We start from the raw sequence: 14,924 nt of genomic DNA on the forward strand, positions 1-14,924 counted from the left end.
AATATTTACCGCGTTAACTGCGGTGAGTCGTAAAATACGTAGTGGAAAATAGATAGTGGAAAGGGCAGCGATGAGCTGCCCTTTTTTGTCGTGTGCCAGAAGCTATCGTTGCTACTGTTTGGGTAAGTGCGTTTCAAAAGCACTTAGCAGGCCGCGTAGCAGAGAAAGCTCTTTCCGGCTCGGCTGCGCTCGGGCAAAGAGGGTTTGAAGCTGCTCTTCGGTGCGGGCGTGGGGCTGGGTTAAAAAGCCACTTTGTTGCATCAGGCGGCCAAGATGCTCTTGAAAGTAACCAAATTGTTCACGGCTGGGCGGCGTTGCTTCTAGCGGACGCTGATACTCAAAGCCGTTCATATCACGCTTGCGCCAGGCCCGATGTACCTCATAGGCTAGGATCTGTACCGCTTGAGAAAGATTCAGGATGCCATACTCTGGGTTGGCAGGAATGCTGACTTGGTGTGTGCAACAGCGAATTTCGTCGTTTGTCAGGCCCGAACGTTCCCGCCCGAACACCAAGGCTACCGGAGCGGTGTGTGCATTTTGAATGACGTCAAACGACATGTCATCAGGTTCGTCATAGTGGGGTAAGGGCAGGCTGCGCAAGCGGGCACTGGCACCGACGACCTGAACGCAGTCCATCACCGCCGCATCCAATGAGCTAACCACGCGCGCATTGTCCAGCACATCCTGAGCGCCAGCCGCTAAGCGCGTTGCTTCCTCATCAGGAAAAGCCCGTGGATTGACCAGTACAAGCTCGGATAAGCCCATAGTTTTCATTGCGCGAGCAGCAGCGCCAATGTTGCCAGGGTGGAAGGTTTGAACGAGTACGATGCGAATATTGGAAAGCACGGTGATGAAGACCTACAGCTGCCGGATAAAGGCGCTGATAGTAGCATGATTTTAACGACCGTTAGAGGTGGAACGGGGAGTGTTAAATAAAAGAACCCCGCCGTGGCGGGGTTCTTAGCGACGTGAAACGTCAGAGCGATAGGCTCAGGGGTGCATTACATCATGCCGCCCATGCCACCCATTCCGCCCATACCACCCATATCAGGAGCGGCTTCTTTCTCTTCTGGGTCGTCAGCGATCATGCACTCAGTGGTGATCATGAGGCCAGCAACGGAACCGGCAGACTGCAGAGCAGTACGGGTTACTTTCGCCGGATCCAGTACGCCCATTTCAAACAGGTCGCCGTACTCGCCAGTTTGTGCGTTGTAGCCGAAGTTTCCTTCGCCATCTTTCACGCGGTTGATAACAACAGCAGCTTCTTCACCCGCGTTGGTCACAATCTGACGCAGCGGAGACTGCATAGCGCGCAGTGCCATGTTGATGCCGTGGTTCTGGTCTTCGTTGTCGCCAGTCAGGCCTTGTACGGTCGCCATGACGCGAACTAGGGCGGTGCCGCCGCCAGGTACAACGCCTTCTTCGACGGCAGCACGGGTTGAGTGCAGAGCATCTTCAACGCGTGCTTTCTTCTCTTTCATTTCTACTTCGGTTGCCGCACCGACACGGATAACGGCAACACCGCCTGCCAGTTTGGCAACGCGCTCTTGCAGCTTCTCTTTGTCGTAGTCAGAAGAGGTGTCTTCGATTTGCGCGCGGATTTGGTTAACGCGTGCTTCGATATCGCCCTCTGCACCAGAGCCATCAATGATGGTGGTGTTTTCTTTCGACATGGTCATACGCTTAGCGGTACCCAGGTGATCCAGGTTTGCTTGCTCAAGCGTTAGGCCAACTTCTTCAGAAATCACAGTGCCGTTGGTCAGGATAGCGATATCCTGCAGCATGGATTTACGACGGTCACCGAAACCAGGCGCTTTCGCAGCGGCTACTTTAACGATACCGCGCATGTTGTTTACAACTAGCGTTGCTAAGGCTTCGCCTTCGATATCTTCAGCGATGATCGCCAGCGGCTTGCCTTGCTTAGCAACGGCTTCGAGAACCGGTAGCAGCTCACGGATGTTGGAGATCTTTTTATCCACTAACAGGATGTAAGGATCTTCCAGCTCAACCGTCATGGTGTCCTGGTTGGTAACGAAGTAAGGAGAGAGGTAGCCGCGATCAAACTGCATGCCTTCAACCACTTCTAGCTCGTCTTCAAAGCCACGGCCTTCATCAACGGTGATGACGCCTTCTTTACCGACTTTTTCCATCGCTTCAGCGATGATTTCACCGATGCGCTTGTCGCCGTTGGCAGAAATCGTACCGACCTGGGCAATCGACTTGGTGTCGGTGCAGGGAACAGACATCGCTTGGATCTCTTTAACCGCAGCGGCGACGGCTTGGTCGATGCCGCGCTTGAGATCCATCGGATTCATACCAGCAGTCACGCCTTTAAGGCCTTCCGCGACAATTGCTTGTGCCAGAACGGTGGCTGTAGTGGTACCGTCACCAGCGGCATCAGACGTCTTGGAAGCAACTTCCTTAACCATCTGTGCGCCCATGTTTTCGAACTTATCTTTCAGTTCGATCTCTTTAGCGACAGATACGCCGTCTTTAGTAACGGTTGGCGCGCCAAACGATTTGTCGAGCACCACGTTGCGACCTTTCGGACCCAAGGTGACTTTTACGGCATTGGCAAGTACGTCAACGCCACGCGCCATGCGTTTACGGGCATCATCAGAGAACTTAACTTGTTTAGCTGACATGTTTGTTACTTCCTAAATTGAATATAAAAATGTGAAAGTAAATAATTGAAAGGCGTAGCTGCCGTAACAGTTAGCCTTCAACGACCGCCAAAATATCGGCTTCGCTCATGATCAACACTTCTTCACCATCAATTTTCTGCTTTTCTACGCCGTAACCGTCTTTAAAAATAACGGTGTCGCCAACTTTGACGTCTAATGGGCGTACGTCACCACTTTCAAGAATACGGCCGTTACCCACCGCCAGGATTTCGCCACGCGTGGGTTTTTCTTGCGCGTTACCCGGTAGCACGATGCCGCCAGCTGTTTTCTGCTCTTCTTCCTTGCGGCGAATTACGACGCGATCGTGCAAAGGACGGATATTCATGCTCACGTTCTCCTGAGTATCGTCAAGCCTATGAAGGCTATTAGCTTAAAAGGAACTTTCGAGGCCGAACTGGCCGCGAAAAGTGAAGGCACATGCCTTCATGTTAATGGCGAAAAGCATCTGCTTTCGCCGAATTTGTCTCTGCCTCAAAAGTGGGGGCTGGCCAGAGCCTTTCAAGGGGGCGGCAAGAAAAAAATTGCGTATTCGCAATTTTCTTGCCTAATAAGCACTTAGTGCCGCCTAGAAGCGTCGTCACGGCTAATAAAATCGCCTTCAAGGGGGCCGTTCGAGTGCTCCGGCTCGTGATCATGGCGCTGGCTTTGTCGCTGGTAAGAAGCGTCAGCTTGATAATGCTGTTTATGAGCCGTTTTAAGCCCCAGCCAAGTAAGGGCTTTCAGCATAAGTTGGCGAGCAGTAGGCATTAGGCAGGCGAGACCTAAGGCGTCTGAAAGAAACCCTGGGGCCATGAGTAGGGCACCACCAAAAATAAGCGCTGCACCGGTGAGTAGTTCATTGGATGGAATTTCACCAGCTTGCATGCGCTGCTTGGCTCGGGCAAATGTGGATACCCCTTCTTTACGAATTAAGTGCAGACCCACAAAGCCGGTGCCAACCACTAACAGTAACGTCGTCAGTAAGCCTATTTGACTACCAACGGAAAAAAGCAGCACAAAATCGAGTAAGGTGAAAAGCGATATAAAAAGGAGGATGGGCATAATGCGCTCCACAGCAGACGTAATCGCACAATATGGTGGCAGAAAATCAGAAAACAAGCAGCTTTCAGCGGCTTTGCGTTGGCCCAAAGACGTTTGACGACTCGATTTTTTGCACAGCTTACCTTATGCTGCAGTGCACAATATGGTTTTTATGGACAGAGGTTTTTCTAGTGAACCTAAGCAATCGGCACTTATTTAATAGGCGCCAAGCTAGGTGTGGTTATAGCAGCAGTTAGCGTCCGTTTTGTAACTGAGTTGTGGTGCCAGTGCTCAAAAAAATCTTGTGGAAGGAGAGTGACATGCAGTTGACCGATAATATTATTGCTATTACGGGCGGTGCGCGTGGGTTGGGTTTTGCCACGGCGCAGCGATTGGGCGCCCAGGGCGCGCGTTTGGCGCTATTAGATAGGAGTGCTGAAGCGCTTGATGAGGCTGTCTCATTACTGTCTTCCCAGCGAATTGATGCCCAGGCCTTTGTGGTTGATGTTGCCAATGAAGAGTCTGTTCAAGCAGCCTTTGCCGATATAGCAACTCGCATGGGGCCAGTGAGCGGCTGTATAAATAATGCAGGTGTGACTGACGATGCGCTGCTCATCAAGGCGAAAGATGGCAAGGTCGAAAAACGCATGTCGCTGTCATCGTGGCAAAAAGTGCTGGATGTCAATTTAACCGGGGTGTTCCTTTGCGGGCGCGAGGCGGCTACCCAGATGGTGGAAGCCGGTCATCAAGGCGTTATCGTTAATATTTCCAGTATTTCCCGTGCTGGCAACATGGGGCAGAGTAACTATGCCGCTGCTAAAGCGGGGATCCATGCGTTAACCGTCACCTGGGGTAAGGAGCTCGCACGTTATGGCATTCGCACGGGGACAGTGGCACCAGGTTTTATCGCGACTGACATGACGGCTTCCATGCGGCCCGATATGTTGGAAAAAATTGCCGCTAGCGTGCCGTTGAAGCAGTTAGGTGAGCCCGATAATATTGCCCAAAGCGTTGCGTTTATTTTCGAGAACGACTATTTCACCGCACGTATTATCGAGTGTGATGGCGGTTTGCGGCTTTGATTGAATGGCCGCGATATAAAGCAGGTTTAGGACGCATTGGCAGTCATTGCCAATGCGTCCTCTGATATATATGCGGCAGTAACAATCAGTGTTAGAAGTTGAAATAGTCGCGGTTAATCTCTCGTTGGAAATACATCTCCAGGCGCAGCGTCATCGCCCACCGCGGGTCGTAGCTTACTTCGCGTTGAAAATGTAGTTCAGGAATAATATCGGCAAATAGAATGCCTTTGTGAACATCGCGACGATAGCGAGTTTGGAGGTAGTAGTTGGTCATACGTGGGTTTGACGCACTTTCGCCAATGGCGATTGCAGAATAGCGCAAGGCGCTGCGACTGTTTAAGCGCTGGTTCAGTTCAGCAACTTCGCTATACTCTAGAGTATCTTCTTCTTCGCGCCACTGTACGGTCGTGATAAAGCGTAGATGACGGTTATCGGAAAGAGGGCGGCCTATATCCCACTGGGTGCGCGCTGAATAGCCTTCATTGTTAAACCACGATACACGGTTAGACGATTCGAGTTGCCAGGGGCCTTCGCCAATATCCCACAACCGTTCACTGGTAAAGCGCACATAGGGGTCAAGCGGCAATCTTAAGCGTATGCCCGCACCGATTCGGTTGCTCCAGTTTTCTCGTTTATCGCGGCTCTCTAGCCAGTCAAGGCCTAGCGTTGAAGAGCGTCGGTCTCGCTGATCGTTATACAGCCGCCCTGAGCCTTGATCGGCTAAGGTACCTTGTGACTCTTCTGGGTCGCTCTCGATGATTAAGCGCAACCGCTCTTCGGTGGTGGGTAAATCTATCCTATAACGTATGCTGACATCTCCGCTGGTGCCTTCACCCTCCATCCAATCAATTTCCTGGCCAAGGCGAAGGTAGGATTCGTTACTAACAGCGCTTGATTGATCGCCGCCAAAAAAAGCGTCAATGTTGCGTGAGGTATTATCTACCCAATTACCCACGCTAGCGCGAAAAGGTTCTACCTGCTCTTCCGCCCAGGCGGGTAGATCGCTGTCCTCTTCTTCACCATAGGCACTAGTTGCCAATGCGGTAAACAAGCCAAGCCAGCCAAACATTATCATTTTATGCATCGAGTCATCTCAGCTGTAGCGTGTATCGGTGCCTTTGCGTAAAAGGAAAGACTACTGCGCTTTGTGGGTTTCAATCTCTTTGGCCCACTTAAGAACTTGCTTTCGTTGTCTGCGACCATTGAGCCGACTTGTGTCTACGCTGGCGGGAATAAGCTGGTGGTTTGGCGCTGCGTCTATATCGAGGTTAAACCTACGTGAAGCACCCACCGGCATGTCTTCAGAGCCGTAAATAGCGATTACGCGAATTTCAAGTTGGATGCTGCGATTATGCAGTATGTCATCATCTATTTCCCAGTGCCGTTTGACCTGGTTCACTATGTTTCCGAACGATTGAATATGCAGGTAGTCGCCTGAAGCAAGTGGGCCTTGATGGGTGCGGTAGCTGGTGTCTTTATCTTCGTCACTCTCCTGTTGATACTCCACAACGTCGAGTGCATGTCGCCCCTGTTCAGTGTGCAGAACAGCCACCAGGTGCTGGATATAAATAGCTTCATTGCTCATGTTGCTGATGAGGCAAAGAGCTTCCATGCCGTTACCCTTGCCGCGGTTAATAATAATGCGCGGTCGCCGCTGGCGGACATAACCGTTATAAAGCAATTGAGCATAAAATATCCACACTAATAGTGTGCATATACTGGTAACGGCGGAAATTGCCTGGGCGTTATCGCTAAGCCACTCCATTGGACGCGATCCTTCTCTTGTAGGTACGTACGGACAATAACTTAGCCTAAAAAGAAGTGTTCGTCAGTAGCTTAGAGAGATGATGTAGAGGTAAGCAGAAAACAAAAAAAACGGCTAGCCGATGGCTAACCGTTTTTTTTAAATTGGTGCGGATGGGGAGACTCGAACTCCCACACCTTACGGCACTAGAACCTAAATCTAGCGTGTCTACCAATTCCACCACATCCGCTTGAAGACGAGGCATATACTAACAGCTTCTTTGTTAATGTCAATACTTTAAGTATTGTGGTGCTATCACTAATAGGCGGGGGTGGCGTATGCATCTGACGCAGTGGGTTACGAATCGGTTTAATCGGGCAATGCTCAAGTCAACTGACTGGCTTCGTGCCGGGTTGCCAGGCTATTGCGCGTTTTGCCTAGCCCCTGGAGTGTGCAGCAGTGGTTGGTGCCATGAATGTTTCCATGGCCTGCCTTGGAACAACAAGGGTTGTCTGCGCTGTAAAGACCCATTAACGAGTACGTCATATCCACAAGATCAGTCCCTATGCGGGCACTGCATGACAAGCCCTCCTGCGTATACAGTGACGGTAGCTGAGCTACTATATCAGGGGCCGATTATAGAGTTGCTCCATGACTTTAAGTTTAATGCCTCTTCCCGTGCAGGCACTCTTATAGCGGAGCTGATGCTGACGCGGCCCCCGCCTGCGTTGGGTGACGCACTGCTGCCAGTGCCTATGTATCCTGCTCGTGCCCGGGAGCGGGGCTTTAACCAAGCGCACTGGCTCGCTAGCCAGCTTGGGCGACGATTAGAGCTGCCTGTTGTTAGCGCTGCCAGTACCCAGCATTTGCCTTCACAGCGCTCATTAAATCGCCGTCAGCGAATGGCCAACATGGTGGGCGCTTTTCGAGTGAGCTCAGTATTACCGGCACACGTTACGATTATTGATGATGTGGTCACAACAGGGGCAACTGGACACGCGTTAGCCGTTGCCGCGCTTGAGGCGGGTGCTGAACGAGTCGATATATGGGCGGCTGCCCGTACACCGCTAGATAAGAGTTGATAGAATAAGCCTCCCATTCCAAGGAGCGGTTTATGTCACATCCGTTTAACGCGCTATCGCCCGACACCGTTATGTCTGCCGCTGAGTCAATTGGTGTCTGGCCTGCTGGCGAACCGTTCGCGCTTAACAGCTACGAAAACCGTGTGCTTATGTTTCGCGATGATGACGGTAGCCGCTGGATAGTCAAGTTCTATCGTCCTGGACGTTGGAGTAATGACGCGATTCAAGAAGAGCACGATTTTCTGCAAGAGCTGCGCCAAGCAGATGTGCCGGTAATGGCACCATGGCGGGATAGTCACGGCCGCTCGTTGCATGAATTTCAGCAGTTTCGGTTTGCATTGTTTCCCCAGTGCGGGGGACAAGCGCCTGAGTTAGAGAATCCCACCCACCTTTTTGCTCTGGGAGAAGCGCTGGGCAGCCTTCATAACGTAGCGAGTAGAAAAGCCTTTCAATACCGGCGCCAGTTGCAGTTTGAGCGCGATATCAGTGAAGCAGAAACGTGCGTATTGGCGAGCCAGTGGCTCAGTAAACACCAGCGGCGCGGCTACCAGCAGGTTATTCAAAAAATTCTTCGTCAGCCTGGCGTGAAGGCTGTTGATGCCACACCGATGATGCGGACTCATGGTGATTGCCATTTAGGGAATGTGCTGGGTAGAGATGAAGCATTCACGTTAGTTGATTTTGACGACTGTATTACAGCACCCGCTATCCAAGACGTATGGATGCTGCTTCCAGTAAACGACCCTAATAGCTGGCGCGCACAATTAAGTGAATTTGTTGAGGGTTATGAAGAGACGCTGCCATTTCCGCATCAACAAATGGCTTTGATTGAACCATTAAGGACTTACCGCTTAATTCGCCATACTGCATGGTTAGTCTCACGATGGGATGATCCCGCTTTTCCCCGCGCATTTCCCTGGTTAGCAGAAAGCGGATATTGGGATCAGCATATTCGCCAATTAGAGCAACAGTGCTTACAGCTTGAAAAGCCGATTTGGCTGGCCTGAGAGCGTGATCATTTAGCGCACACCACAGACCAGGCCACTTTTACTCTGCCGAGGTTGAGGGCGCGTTACTAGCTTCGCTGGGGGCAGGGCGGTCGGCGGGTATCGGATTGGCGACGCCTTCACCATTTGTCTCACGTCGAGCAGCATTTATTTCTGCGGATGGGTTGTCTTGCGCAGAAATATTTACGCTTTCATCAAGGGTTAAGACAAACGAATCACCAGGGCTGAGTGTACATGCTCCACTGTCACACGCTAAGCCGTACTGACCGTCATCGGAATAAGCGCTGGCTTTGAATTCGCCAGAATAAATAGCGCTCTCTGCTTCATCGGTTTCAATGCACGTTGCGTCTTGAGTTGTCATCCGAATACGGTTACCGCTTAACTGAGCATTAGCGACGAGAACGCAGTACTCCGGCAGCTCATGCGTTGCACTACTAGCGGGTGCGGGGTGCAGTAAAATATCCGCAATACGCGATTGTTCTTCGCTAAGGTGCAAGCTTTCGACCACCTCAACGCCAATGCTAGCGCCACCCGGCAGAGTTAAAGAGTTATCCGCGGCTTGAAGAGGGGCAGCCAACGCTGAGCCGATGAGAGTGGTTAACCAAAAAGATGTTGATTTAAGTGACATGTAGAGTGCTCTCGAAATTTGACGCTGCGATTAAAGCAAAATAGGGACTTATCATAGCACAGCTCAAATAGACACGAACGGGGGAGCGCGGCACTCTGCCACAGTGAGGCTAGGTACGTTAAAATAAGCATGCATGCAGCTTTTAGTTGTACAAATGTTTTTCAGAGTATATTTTCTGTATACGATTGGCGCAAGGACGTATTGCGCAGCTTGTTACTGTTTGTTTGAGAAGTTGTTTACGAGCATAAAGTTGCAGCTAATAAATTTTGCGCACCAATAAAAGCGGACGCTGTACTAACGTTTTAAAGTGCGCATACACAGTTTAGATGAGGTTTAGCATGACTGATGATATCGCCCAGTATTACCGAGAAATCATTACTGCTTTGGGGGAAGACCCAGAGCGTGAAGGGCTGCGTGATACGCCTAAGCGAGCAGCCAAGGCCATGCAGTTTTTAACGGCAGGGTACCGTCAGTCGCTGGACGAAATTGTCAATGGCGCGGTGTTTGAATCTCAAACCGATGAGATGGTGCTCGTCAAAGATATCGAACTCTACTCAATGTGTGAGCACCATTTGTTGCCCTTCATCGGTAAGTGCCATATCGCTTATTTGCCGGATGGTAAGGTGCTTGGGCTCTCTAAATTTGCTCGAATCGTGGATATGTTTGCAAGGCGTATGCAAATTCAAGAGAACCTTACCCGTGAAATCGCAGAGACCGTGCAACAAGTTACTCAAGCAAGAGGGGTTGCGGTGGTTATAGAGGCGCGCCACTTATGCATGATGATGCGAGGTGTTGAGAAACAGAATTCAAGCATGACATCTTCAGTAATGCTGGGCGGTTTTCGCGCTAATCAGGCCACACGTCAAGAGTTTCTAACATTGATTAATTAAGGGCGCTGCTGTTTGCGTCCAAAGCAGGCTTTTTGAGTATTTTTTGCCACGCGTCTTCTCTGCATTGTTGCCAAACACTTGGTCAAATGCTGTTTTTCGTCTTAGCATGAAAGGGTTTATGTGCCTGCGAGGCCATCATCTGGTCAGGAGTCTGTCATGGAAGCGCTGAAAGAGACAAAGCTGTATTGCCCGTTTGCCTATATCGACGGCAGTTGGGTAGCCGCAGATAGTGGTGAACAGATCAATGTTATCAATCCAGCAACCGGCGAGCCGGTTGGCGATATTCCGCGATTAGGCAGGGCCGAAACAGAGCGTGCCATTGATGCGGCGGACGCCGCATTGCCTGCCTGGCGGTCATTAACTGCTCAAGAGCGTGCTGATTTATTACTTAAGTGGCACGATTTAATGCTCGAGCACCAGCATGATTTAGCACTGCTGATGACGTACGAGCAGGGTAAGCCAGTTAAAGAAGCTGAGGGTGAGATTGCTTACGCTGCAAGCTTTCTGCGCTGGTTTGCTGAAGAAGCAAGACGTGTTTATGGTGAAACCATTCCGGCTGCAAAAGCCAGCCAGCGCATTGTGGTCACCAAGCAGCCGGTAGGTGTCGTAGGTGCTATTACACCGTGGAACTTTCCGGCGGCGATGATTACTCGCAAAGCAGGGGCTGCTTTGGCTGCTGGCTGTACTATCGTGGTGAAACCGGCTAGTCAGACCCCGTTTTCGGCGACTGCGCTGGCGCTTCTCGCTGAGAGAGCGGGTATTCCTCGCGGGGTTTTCAACGTAGTGCCGGGTAATGCGTCTGAAATAGCTAAAGCGCTGACGCAGTCGCCTAAAGTGCGCAAAATAACCTTCACGGGATCGACTGAGGTTGGGCGTAAGTTGATGGCCCAGGCGGCCGAGCATGTGCAAAAAATATCGCTGGAGCTGGGTGGTAACGCGCCATTTATTGTTTTTGAAGATGCGGATCTTGATGCTGCAGTTGAAGGGGCGATGGCCGCTAAGTTTCGCAATGCTGGCCAAACATGTGTGTGTACCAACCGCTTTCTGGTGCAGTCCAGTGTCATTAATGCTTTTTGTGAAAAGCTTGCGGTGGCAATGAACAGTGAGCTACACGTAGGAGATGGCACTAAGTCTGGCGTGAATATTGGTCCGCTGATTGACGAAAACGCTGTCAAAAAAGTCAGTGAGCACGTGCAAGATGCGGTTGATAATGGCGCGGAATTGCTGCTGGGCGGCCACCCACACCCGTTGGGAGGCAACTTTTTTACGCCTACACTGATCAGCTTTGCGACCGATAAAATGAAAGTGGCCCATGAAGAGACGTTTGGCCCGCTGGCGGCTGTCTTTCCTTTTGATGATGAAGAAACAGCCATTGAGATGGCAAATGATACGCAATATGGTTTGGCGTCCTACTTCTACTCTCGCGATCTAGCGCGCGTATGGCGTGTTTCAGAAGCGCTTGAATATGGCATGGTGGGCGTTAATACGGGGCTGATTTCCAACGCCGCCGCGCCTTTCGGAGGGGTAAAGGCCTCGGGCCTTGGCCGCGAGGGTGGGCACCAAGGCTTGGAAGAGTATTTGGAAACCAAATACCTCTGTATTGATATTGGCTAAGTGAACAAGCTTGCTCGCCCGTCTATCAGGTGATTAAAAGCCCTCACTGGTTCATTCCAGTGAGGGCTTTTTTCGCATTAAATAATACGATTGGCGCGCTTAGTCCGCGGGCTAGCATGTGCTTGAAAATGTTAAATGCTAGCCTCCAATCTACGTGTGCTCAGTGGCGGAAGTGGCGCATTCCTGTAAATACCATTGCAATACCAGCCTCATTGGCTGCATCGATTACTTCCTGGTCGCGCATTGAACCGCCCGGCTGAATGACGGCGGTAATGCCCGCTTCAGCGGCGGCGTCAATGCCATCGCGGAAGGGGAAGAAGGCGTCGGACGCCATGACCGAGCCAGGAACCGAAAGCCCTTCGTCGGCAGCTTTGATGCCCGCAATTTTAGCTGAGTAAACACGGCTCATCTGGCCTGCGCCAACGCCAATGGTTTGACCGGCTTTGGCGTAGACGATGGCATTAGATTTGACGAATTTAGCCACCCGCCATGCAAAGGCTAAGTCACGTAGTTCCTGTTCCGATGGCGCTCGCTCGCTGACGACGGTTAGTTCTTCGCGGGTAACCATGCCCTGGTCGCGCTCCTGCACCAGCAGGCCACCATTGACGCGTTTAAAATCAAGCCCAGCCTGTGCGGTGCCCGGCCAGTGAGCGCTCACATCCAACAAGCGAACGTTCTGCTTCTCCGCGACGATACTGGCCGCCTCATCGCTGACGCCAGGAGCGATAATGACTTCAACAAACTGGCGGTCGATGATGGCGCGTGCGGTCTCGGCATCTAGCGGTACATTGAAGGCAATAATGCCGCCAAAGGCACTGGTCGGGTCGGTAGCGAAGGCTTTGTCGTAGGCTTCCAGGGCCGACGCACCGACGGCCACGCCGCAAGGGTTAGCGTGTTTGACGATGACGCAAGCGGTGTTGTCGAACGCCTTTACGCACTCAAAGGCAGCATCGGTATCGGCCACATTATTGAAAGAGAGCGGCTTGCCTTGAAGCGTCTTAGCCGTGGCAACACTCGGTTCGCTCGCGGTTGGGTCAACGTAAAATGCCGCTTGCTGGTGGGGGTTTTCCCCATAGCGCATATCCTGCTTTTTATGTAACTGCAGATTGAATGTGCGGGCGAAAGAAGCGTCTTCGCTGTGGACTTTGCGGCCTAGGTAGTCAGCGATCGCCCCATCATAGCCTGCCGTATGTTCAAACGCCTTAACGGCGAGATCAAAGCGGGTTTCAGCGCTTACATGGCCATTGTGACGCGTGAGTTCACCTAAAACGCGCGCATAATCATCTGCATTCACCACAATCGTGGTAAACGCATGATTTTTGGCACAGGCGCGCACCATGGTGGGGCCACCGATATCAATATTTTCGATAGCGTCTTCAAGCGTGCAGTCAGGGTTGGCTACGGTGGCGGCAAAGGGGTATAGGTTAACGATGACCATATCGATGGGCGTAATATCATTCTCGGCCATCACTGCATCGTCTTGCCCGCGACGGGCAAGAATGCCGCCGTGAATCTTGGGATGTAACGTTTTAACTCGGCCATCCATAATTTCGGGAAAGCCGGTATGTTCAGAAACTTCTATAACCGGGATGCTGTTGTCTTGCAGTAGACGAAACGTTCCGCCTGTAGACAGCAGCTCTACGCCGTGTTGGCTTAAGCCGCGCGCAAATTCAACAATGCCGGTTTTATCAGAGACGCTTAATAGGGCGCGGCGAACGGGGGTTACGTTGTTATCAGCTTTAAGAGTGCTATCAACCATGAGAATGCTCGTATGCAGGGTCGTGAGTTAAAAACTAATAACGCCCCGGGTTAGGGGGCGTCACCTTCAATGAGTCCGTACTGTTTCAGCTTCTTGCGGAGCGTGCCGCGATTTAAACCCAGTACATCGGCAGCGCGGGTCTGGTTGCCGTCCGTATGATCCATGACACAGGCAAGAAGCGGCGCCTCCACTTCGGCCATCACCATGGCATAGAGGTCAGTCGCCTGGCTGCCATCGAGATGCTCGAAGTAACGACGCATAGCCGTTTCGACAGCCTCTCTTAAGGGTTGAGGTGGCGTCGTGTTAGCAGGGTCCGCCAGCGTACCGGAAAGGTGAGTAGAAGATTCGCTGGAAAGCAGGTCGCGTTCGGTCATGCAGCATGGCTTCCTTTGGCTAGCAGACGCTCTACAGCGTCATGCGTCATGGCATTATTAATCCACTCAAACTGCGAATCAGGCGAGCTAAGCGCATTAAACTGTTGTTTTAGCGTTCGGCGTTGATGGTCCGAAAAACGCTGATCATCGTTGAGGTACCAGCCGACATGCTTACGTGCGATGCGAACACCCATGGTTTCGCCATAAAATGTGTGCAGTTCGCCCACGTGTTCAGTAAGTACGTGACGACGTTCGCTCAGGCTCGGAGAGGTGAGCCGCTCGCCGTGGGCTAAATAATGGCTAATTTCTTGAAATATCCACGGATTACCCTGAGCGCCGCGGCCTATCATGACGGCATCTGCTCCGGTATAGCGAAGTACGTCATAGGCCTTTTCTGGGCTGTCGATATCGCCATTGGCGAATACGGGTATCGAGAGGCGCGATTTAATCTCCGCAATCGTGTCGTACTCCGCCCAACCAGTATAGCGCTGCTCCCGGTGGCGTCCATGTACCGCCAGTGCCTGTATGCCGGCAGATTCGGCCAGTTGAGCGATGCGCAGCCCATTGTTTGATTCAGCGCACCAGCCCGTACGAATTTTAAGCGTGACGGGGATATCTACCGCAGCCACCACGGCTTCTAATATCTCAGCCACTAGCCCTTCATCACGCATGAGAGCAGAGCCAGCGGCTTTGTTGCAGACCTTTTTCGCTGGACAGCCCATGTTGATATCAATCACCTGTGCGCCTAGCTCAGCGTTGAGCCGCGCCGCATTGGCAAGCATGTCAGCATCGCCACCGGCAATCTGCACCACGCGCGGGGAAGGCTCGCCTTGGTGATCCATACGTAGCTGAGATTTACGGGTATGCCACAGTGATGGGTCGGAGGTGACCATCTCACCCACTACCCAGCCAGCACCAAGCCGTCGGCAAAGCTGCCGAAAAGGGCGGTCGGTGACGCCAGCCATAGGCGCCAGTATCACCTGATTAGGCAACTGATAAGGCCCAATCTTCGGGGGTTGAGTCGTCAGTAGAGTCATAGT

The 14,924-nt window shown here is 51.9% G+C and carries 15 protein-coding genes and 1 tRNA gene; 5 read left to right on the top strand and 11 right to left on the bottom strand.

What is annotated here, in order from left to right; genetic code table 11:
* Positions 1-111: 111 nt before the first annotated feature.
* The 4 genes from LOS15_RS05330 to LOS15_RS05345 all read right to left on the bottom strand — a co-directional run bounded on the left by LOS15_RS05330 (position 112) and on the right by LOS15_RS05345 (position 3,725).
* Positions 112-846 carry an RNA methyltransferase gene (locus LOS15_RS05330; RefSeq protein WP_263068619.1) on the bottom strand — a complete coding sequence of 245 codons (735 nt, stop codon included), beginning with the start codon at positions 844-846 and terminating at the stop codon, positions 112-114.
* A gap of 155 nt (positions 847-1,001) precedes the next feature.
* Entirely contained in the window at positions 1,002-2,645 is a 1,644-nt protein-coding gene (gene groL / locus LOS15_RS05335) for a chaperonin GroEL (protein WP_263068620.1), read from the bottom strand.
* A 70-nt stretch (positions 2,646-2,715) separates the two neighbouring features.
* Positions 2,716-3,009, bottom strand: a complete 294-nt coding sequence (locus tag LOS15_RS05340; protein WP_009095313.1) for a co-chaperone GroES — start codon at positions 3,007-3,009, stop codon at positions 2,716-2,718.
* A 230-nt stretch (positions 3,010-3,239) separates the two neighbouring features.
* The gene (locus LOS15_RS05345; protein WP_263068622.1) at positions 3,240-3,725 is read right to left on the bottom strand and encodes an FxsA family protein; all 486 of its coding nucleotides are present in this window, start codon (positions 3,723-3,725) and stop codon (positions 3,240-3,242) included.
* A 299-nt stretch (positions 3,726-4,024) separates the two neighbouring features.
* Here LOS15_RS05345 and LOS15_RS05350 point away from each other — a divergent pair, with 299 nt between their 5' ends.
* Positions 4,025-4,786: an SDR family oxidoreductase gene (locus LOS15_RS05350; RefSeq protein WP_263068623.1), complete on the top strand. Its 762-nt coding sequence runs from the start codon at positions 4,025-4,027 to the stop codon at positions 4,784-4,786.
* Positions 4,787-4,877: 91 nt separating this feature from the next.
* On the opposite strand, the gene LOS15_RS05355 is transcribed toward LOS15_RS05350, so the two are convergent.
* From LOS15_RS05355 to LOS15_RS05365, 3 genes are all read right to left on the bottom strand, one after another.
* Positions 4,878-5,861, bottom strand: coding sequence for a hypothetical protein (locus LOS15_RS05355; protein WP_411537736.1), 984 nt, complete (start codon positions 5,859-5,861; stop codon positions 4,878-4,880).
* Positions 5,862-5,921: 60 nt separating this feature from the next.
* Positions 5,922-6,551, bottom strand: a complete 630-nt coding sequence (locus LOS15_RS05360; protein ID WP_263068625.1) for a hypothetical protein — start codon at positions 6,549-6,551, stop codon at positions 5,922-5,924.
* Positions 6,552-6,695: 144 nt separating this feature from the next.
* A tRNA-Leu gene (locus LOS15_RS05365) sits at positions 6,696-6,780 on the bottom strand.
* A 454-nt stretch (positions 6,781-7,234) separates the two neighbouring features.
* Between LOS15_RS05365 and LOS15_RS05370 the strand changes: the two genes are divergently transcribed.
* Together LOS15_RS05370 and LOS15_RS05375 are read left to right on the top strand one after the other, a co-directional pair.
* Positions 7,235-7,612 carry a ComF family protein gene (locus tag LOS15_RS05370; RefSeq protein ID WP_263068626.1) on the top strand — a complete coding sequence of 126 codons (378 nt, stop codon included), beginning with the start codon at positions 7,235-7,237 and terminating at the stop codon, positions 7,610-7,612.
* A gap of 32 nt (positions 7,613-7,644) precedes the next feature.
* Positions 7,645-8,619 carry a serine/threonine protein kinase gene (locus tag LOS15_RS05375; RefSeq protein ID WP_263068628.1) on the top strand — a complete coding sequence of 325 codons (975 nt, stop codon included), beginning with the start codon at positions 7,645-7,647 and terminating at the stop codon, positions 8,617-8,619.
* A 40-nt stretch (positions 8,620-8,659) separates the two neighbouring features.
* Here the strand turns inward: LOS15_RS05375 and LOS15_RS05380 are convergent, their stop codons facing one another.
* The gene (locus tag LOS15_RS05380; RefSeq protein ID WP_263068629.1) at positions 8,660-9,247 is read right to left on the bottom strand and encodes a hypothetical protein; all 588 of its coding nucleotides are present in this window, start codon (positions 9,245-9,247) and stop codon (positions 8,660-8,662) included.
* A gap of 338 nt (positions 9,248-9,585) precedes the next feature.
* On the opposite strand from LOS15_RS05380, the gene folE reads away from it, so the two are divergent.
* Complete coding sequence (gene folE / locus LOS15_RS05385) at positions 9,586-10,137, top strand: GTP cyclohydrolase I FolE (protein ID WP_263068631.1); 552 nt, start codon at positions 9,586-9,588, stop codon at positions 10,135-10,137.
* Positions 10,138-10,293: 156 nt separating this feature from the next.
* Positions 10,294-11,751, top strand: a complete 1,458-nt coding sequence (locus LOS15_RS05390) for an NAD-dependent succinate-semialdehyde dehydrogenase (protein ID WP_263068632.1) — start codon at positions 10,294-10,296, stop codon at positions 11,749-11,751.
* A gap of 160 nt (positions 11,752-11,911) precedes the next feature.
* Here the strand turns inward: LOS15_RS05390 and purH are convergent, their stop codons facing one another.
* The 3 genes from purH to dusB are packed head-to-tail and all read right to left on the bottom strand — an operon-like array spanning position 11,912 to position 14,921.
* Complete coding sequence (gene purH / locus LOS15_RS05395) at positions 11,912-13,510, bottom strand: bifunctional phosphoribosylaminoimidazolecarboxamide formyltransferase/IMP cyclohydrolase (RefSeq protein ID WP_263068634.1); 1,599 nt, start codon at positions 13,508-13,510, stop codon at positions 11,912-11,914.
* A gap of 50 nt (positions 13,511-13,560) precedes the next feature.
* Positions 13,561-13,884, bottom strand: coding sequence for a DNA-binding transcriptional regulator Fis (gene fis, locus LOS15_RS05400; protein WP_263068635.1), 324 nt, complete (start codon positions 13,882-13,884; stop codon positions 13,561-13,563).
* On the bottom strand, positions 13,881-14,921 hold the full coding sequence (gene dusB, locus LOS15_RS05405; RefSeq protein ID WP_263068637.1) for a tRNA dihydrouridine synthase DusB: 1,041 nt from the start codon (positions 14,919-14,921) through the stop codon (positions 13,881-13,883). The genes fis and dusB overlap by 4 nt, the downstream gene beginning before the upstream one ends.
* Positions 14,922-14,924: the final 3 nt, after the last annotated feature.

This window comes from Halomonas sp. 7T (assembly GCF_025643255.1).
In the GTDB taxonomy this organism is placed as follows: Bacteria; Pseudomonadota; Gammaproteobacteria; order Pseudomonadales; family Halomonadaceae; genus Vreelandella.

What these genes read in the sequence shown, in the direction of transcription:
- LOS15_RS05375 (WP_263068628.1), top strand. Translation starts at nt 7,645, where the DNA reads ATGTCACATCCGTTTAACGCGCTATCGCCCGACACCGTTATGTCTGCC.
- fis (WP_263068635.1), bottom strand. Translation starts at nt 13,884, where the DNA reads ATGACCGAACGCGACCTGCTTTCCAGCGAATCTTCTACTCACCTTTCC.
- LOS15_RS05355 (WP_411537736.1), bottom strand. Translation starts at nt 5,861, where the DNA reads ATGATAATGTTTGGCTGGCTTGGCTTGTTTACCGCATTGGCAACTAGT.
- LOS15_RS05340 (WP_009095313.1), bottom strand. Translation starts at nt 3,009, where the DNA reads ATGAATATCCGTCCTTTGCACGATCGCGTCGTAATTCGCCGCAAGGAA.
- LOS15_RS05380 (WP_263068629.1), bottom strand. Translation starts at nt 9,247, where the DNA reads ATGTCACTTAAATCAACATCTTTTTGGTTAACCACTCTCATCGGCTCA.
- purH (WP_263068634.1), bottom strand. Translation starts at nt 13,510, where the DNA reads ATGGTTGATAGCACTCTTAAAGCTGATAACAACGTAACCCCCGTTCGC.
- dusB (WP_263068637.1), bottom strand. Translation starts at nt 14,921, where the DNA reads ATGACTCTACTGACGACTCAACCCCCGAAGATTGGGCCTTATCAGTTG.
- groL (WP_263068620.1), bottom strand. Translation starts at nt 2,645, where the DNA reads ATGTCAGCTAAACAAGTTAAGTTCTCTGATGATGCCCGTAAACGCATG.
- folE (WP_263068631.1), top strand. Translation starts at nt 9,586, where the DNA reads ATGACTGATGATATCGCCCAGTATTACCGAGAAATCATTACTGCTTTG.
- LOS15_RS05390 (WP_263068632.1), top strand. Translation starts at nt 10,294, where the DNA reads ATGGAAGCGCTGAAAGAGACAAAGCTGTATTGCCCGTTTGCCTATATC.
- LOS15_RS05360 (WP_263068625.1), bottom strand. Translation starts at nt 6,551, where the DNA reads ATGGAGTGGCTTAGCGATAACGCCCAGGCAATTTCCGCCGTTACCAGT.
- LOS15_RS05350 (WP_263068623.1), top strand. Translation starts at nt 4,025, where the DNA reads ATGCAGTTGACCGATAATATTATTGCTATTACGGGCGGTGCGCGTGGG.
- LOS15_RS05370 (WP_263068626.1), top strand. Translation starts at nt 7,235, where the DNA reads ATGCTGACGCGGCCCCCGCCTGCGTTGGGTGACGCACTGCTGCCAGTG.
- LOS15_RS05345 (WP_263068622.1), bottom strand. Translation starts at nt 3,725, where the DNA reads ATGCCCATCCTCCTTTTTATATCGCTTTTCACCTTACTCGATTTTGTG.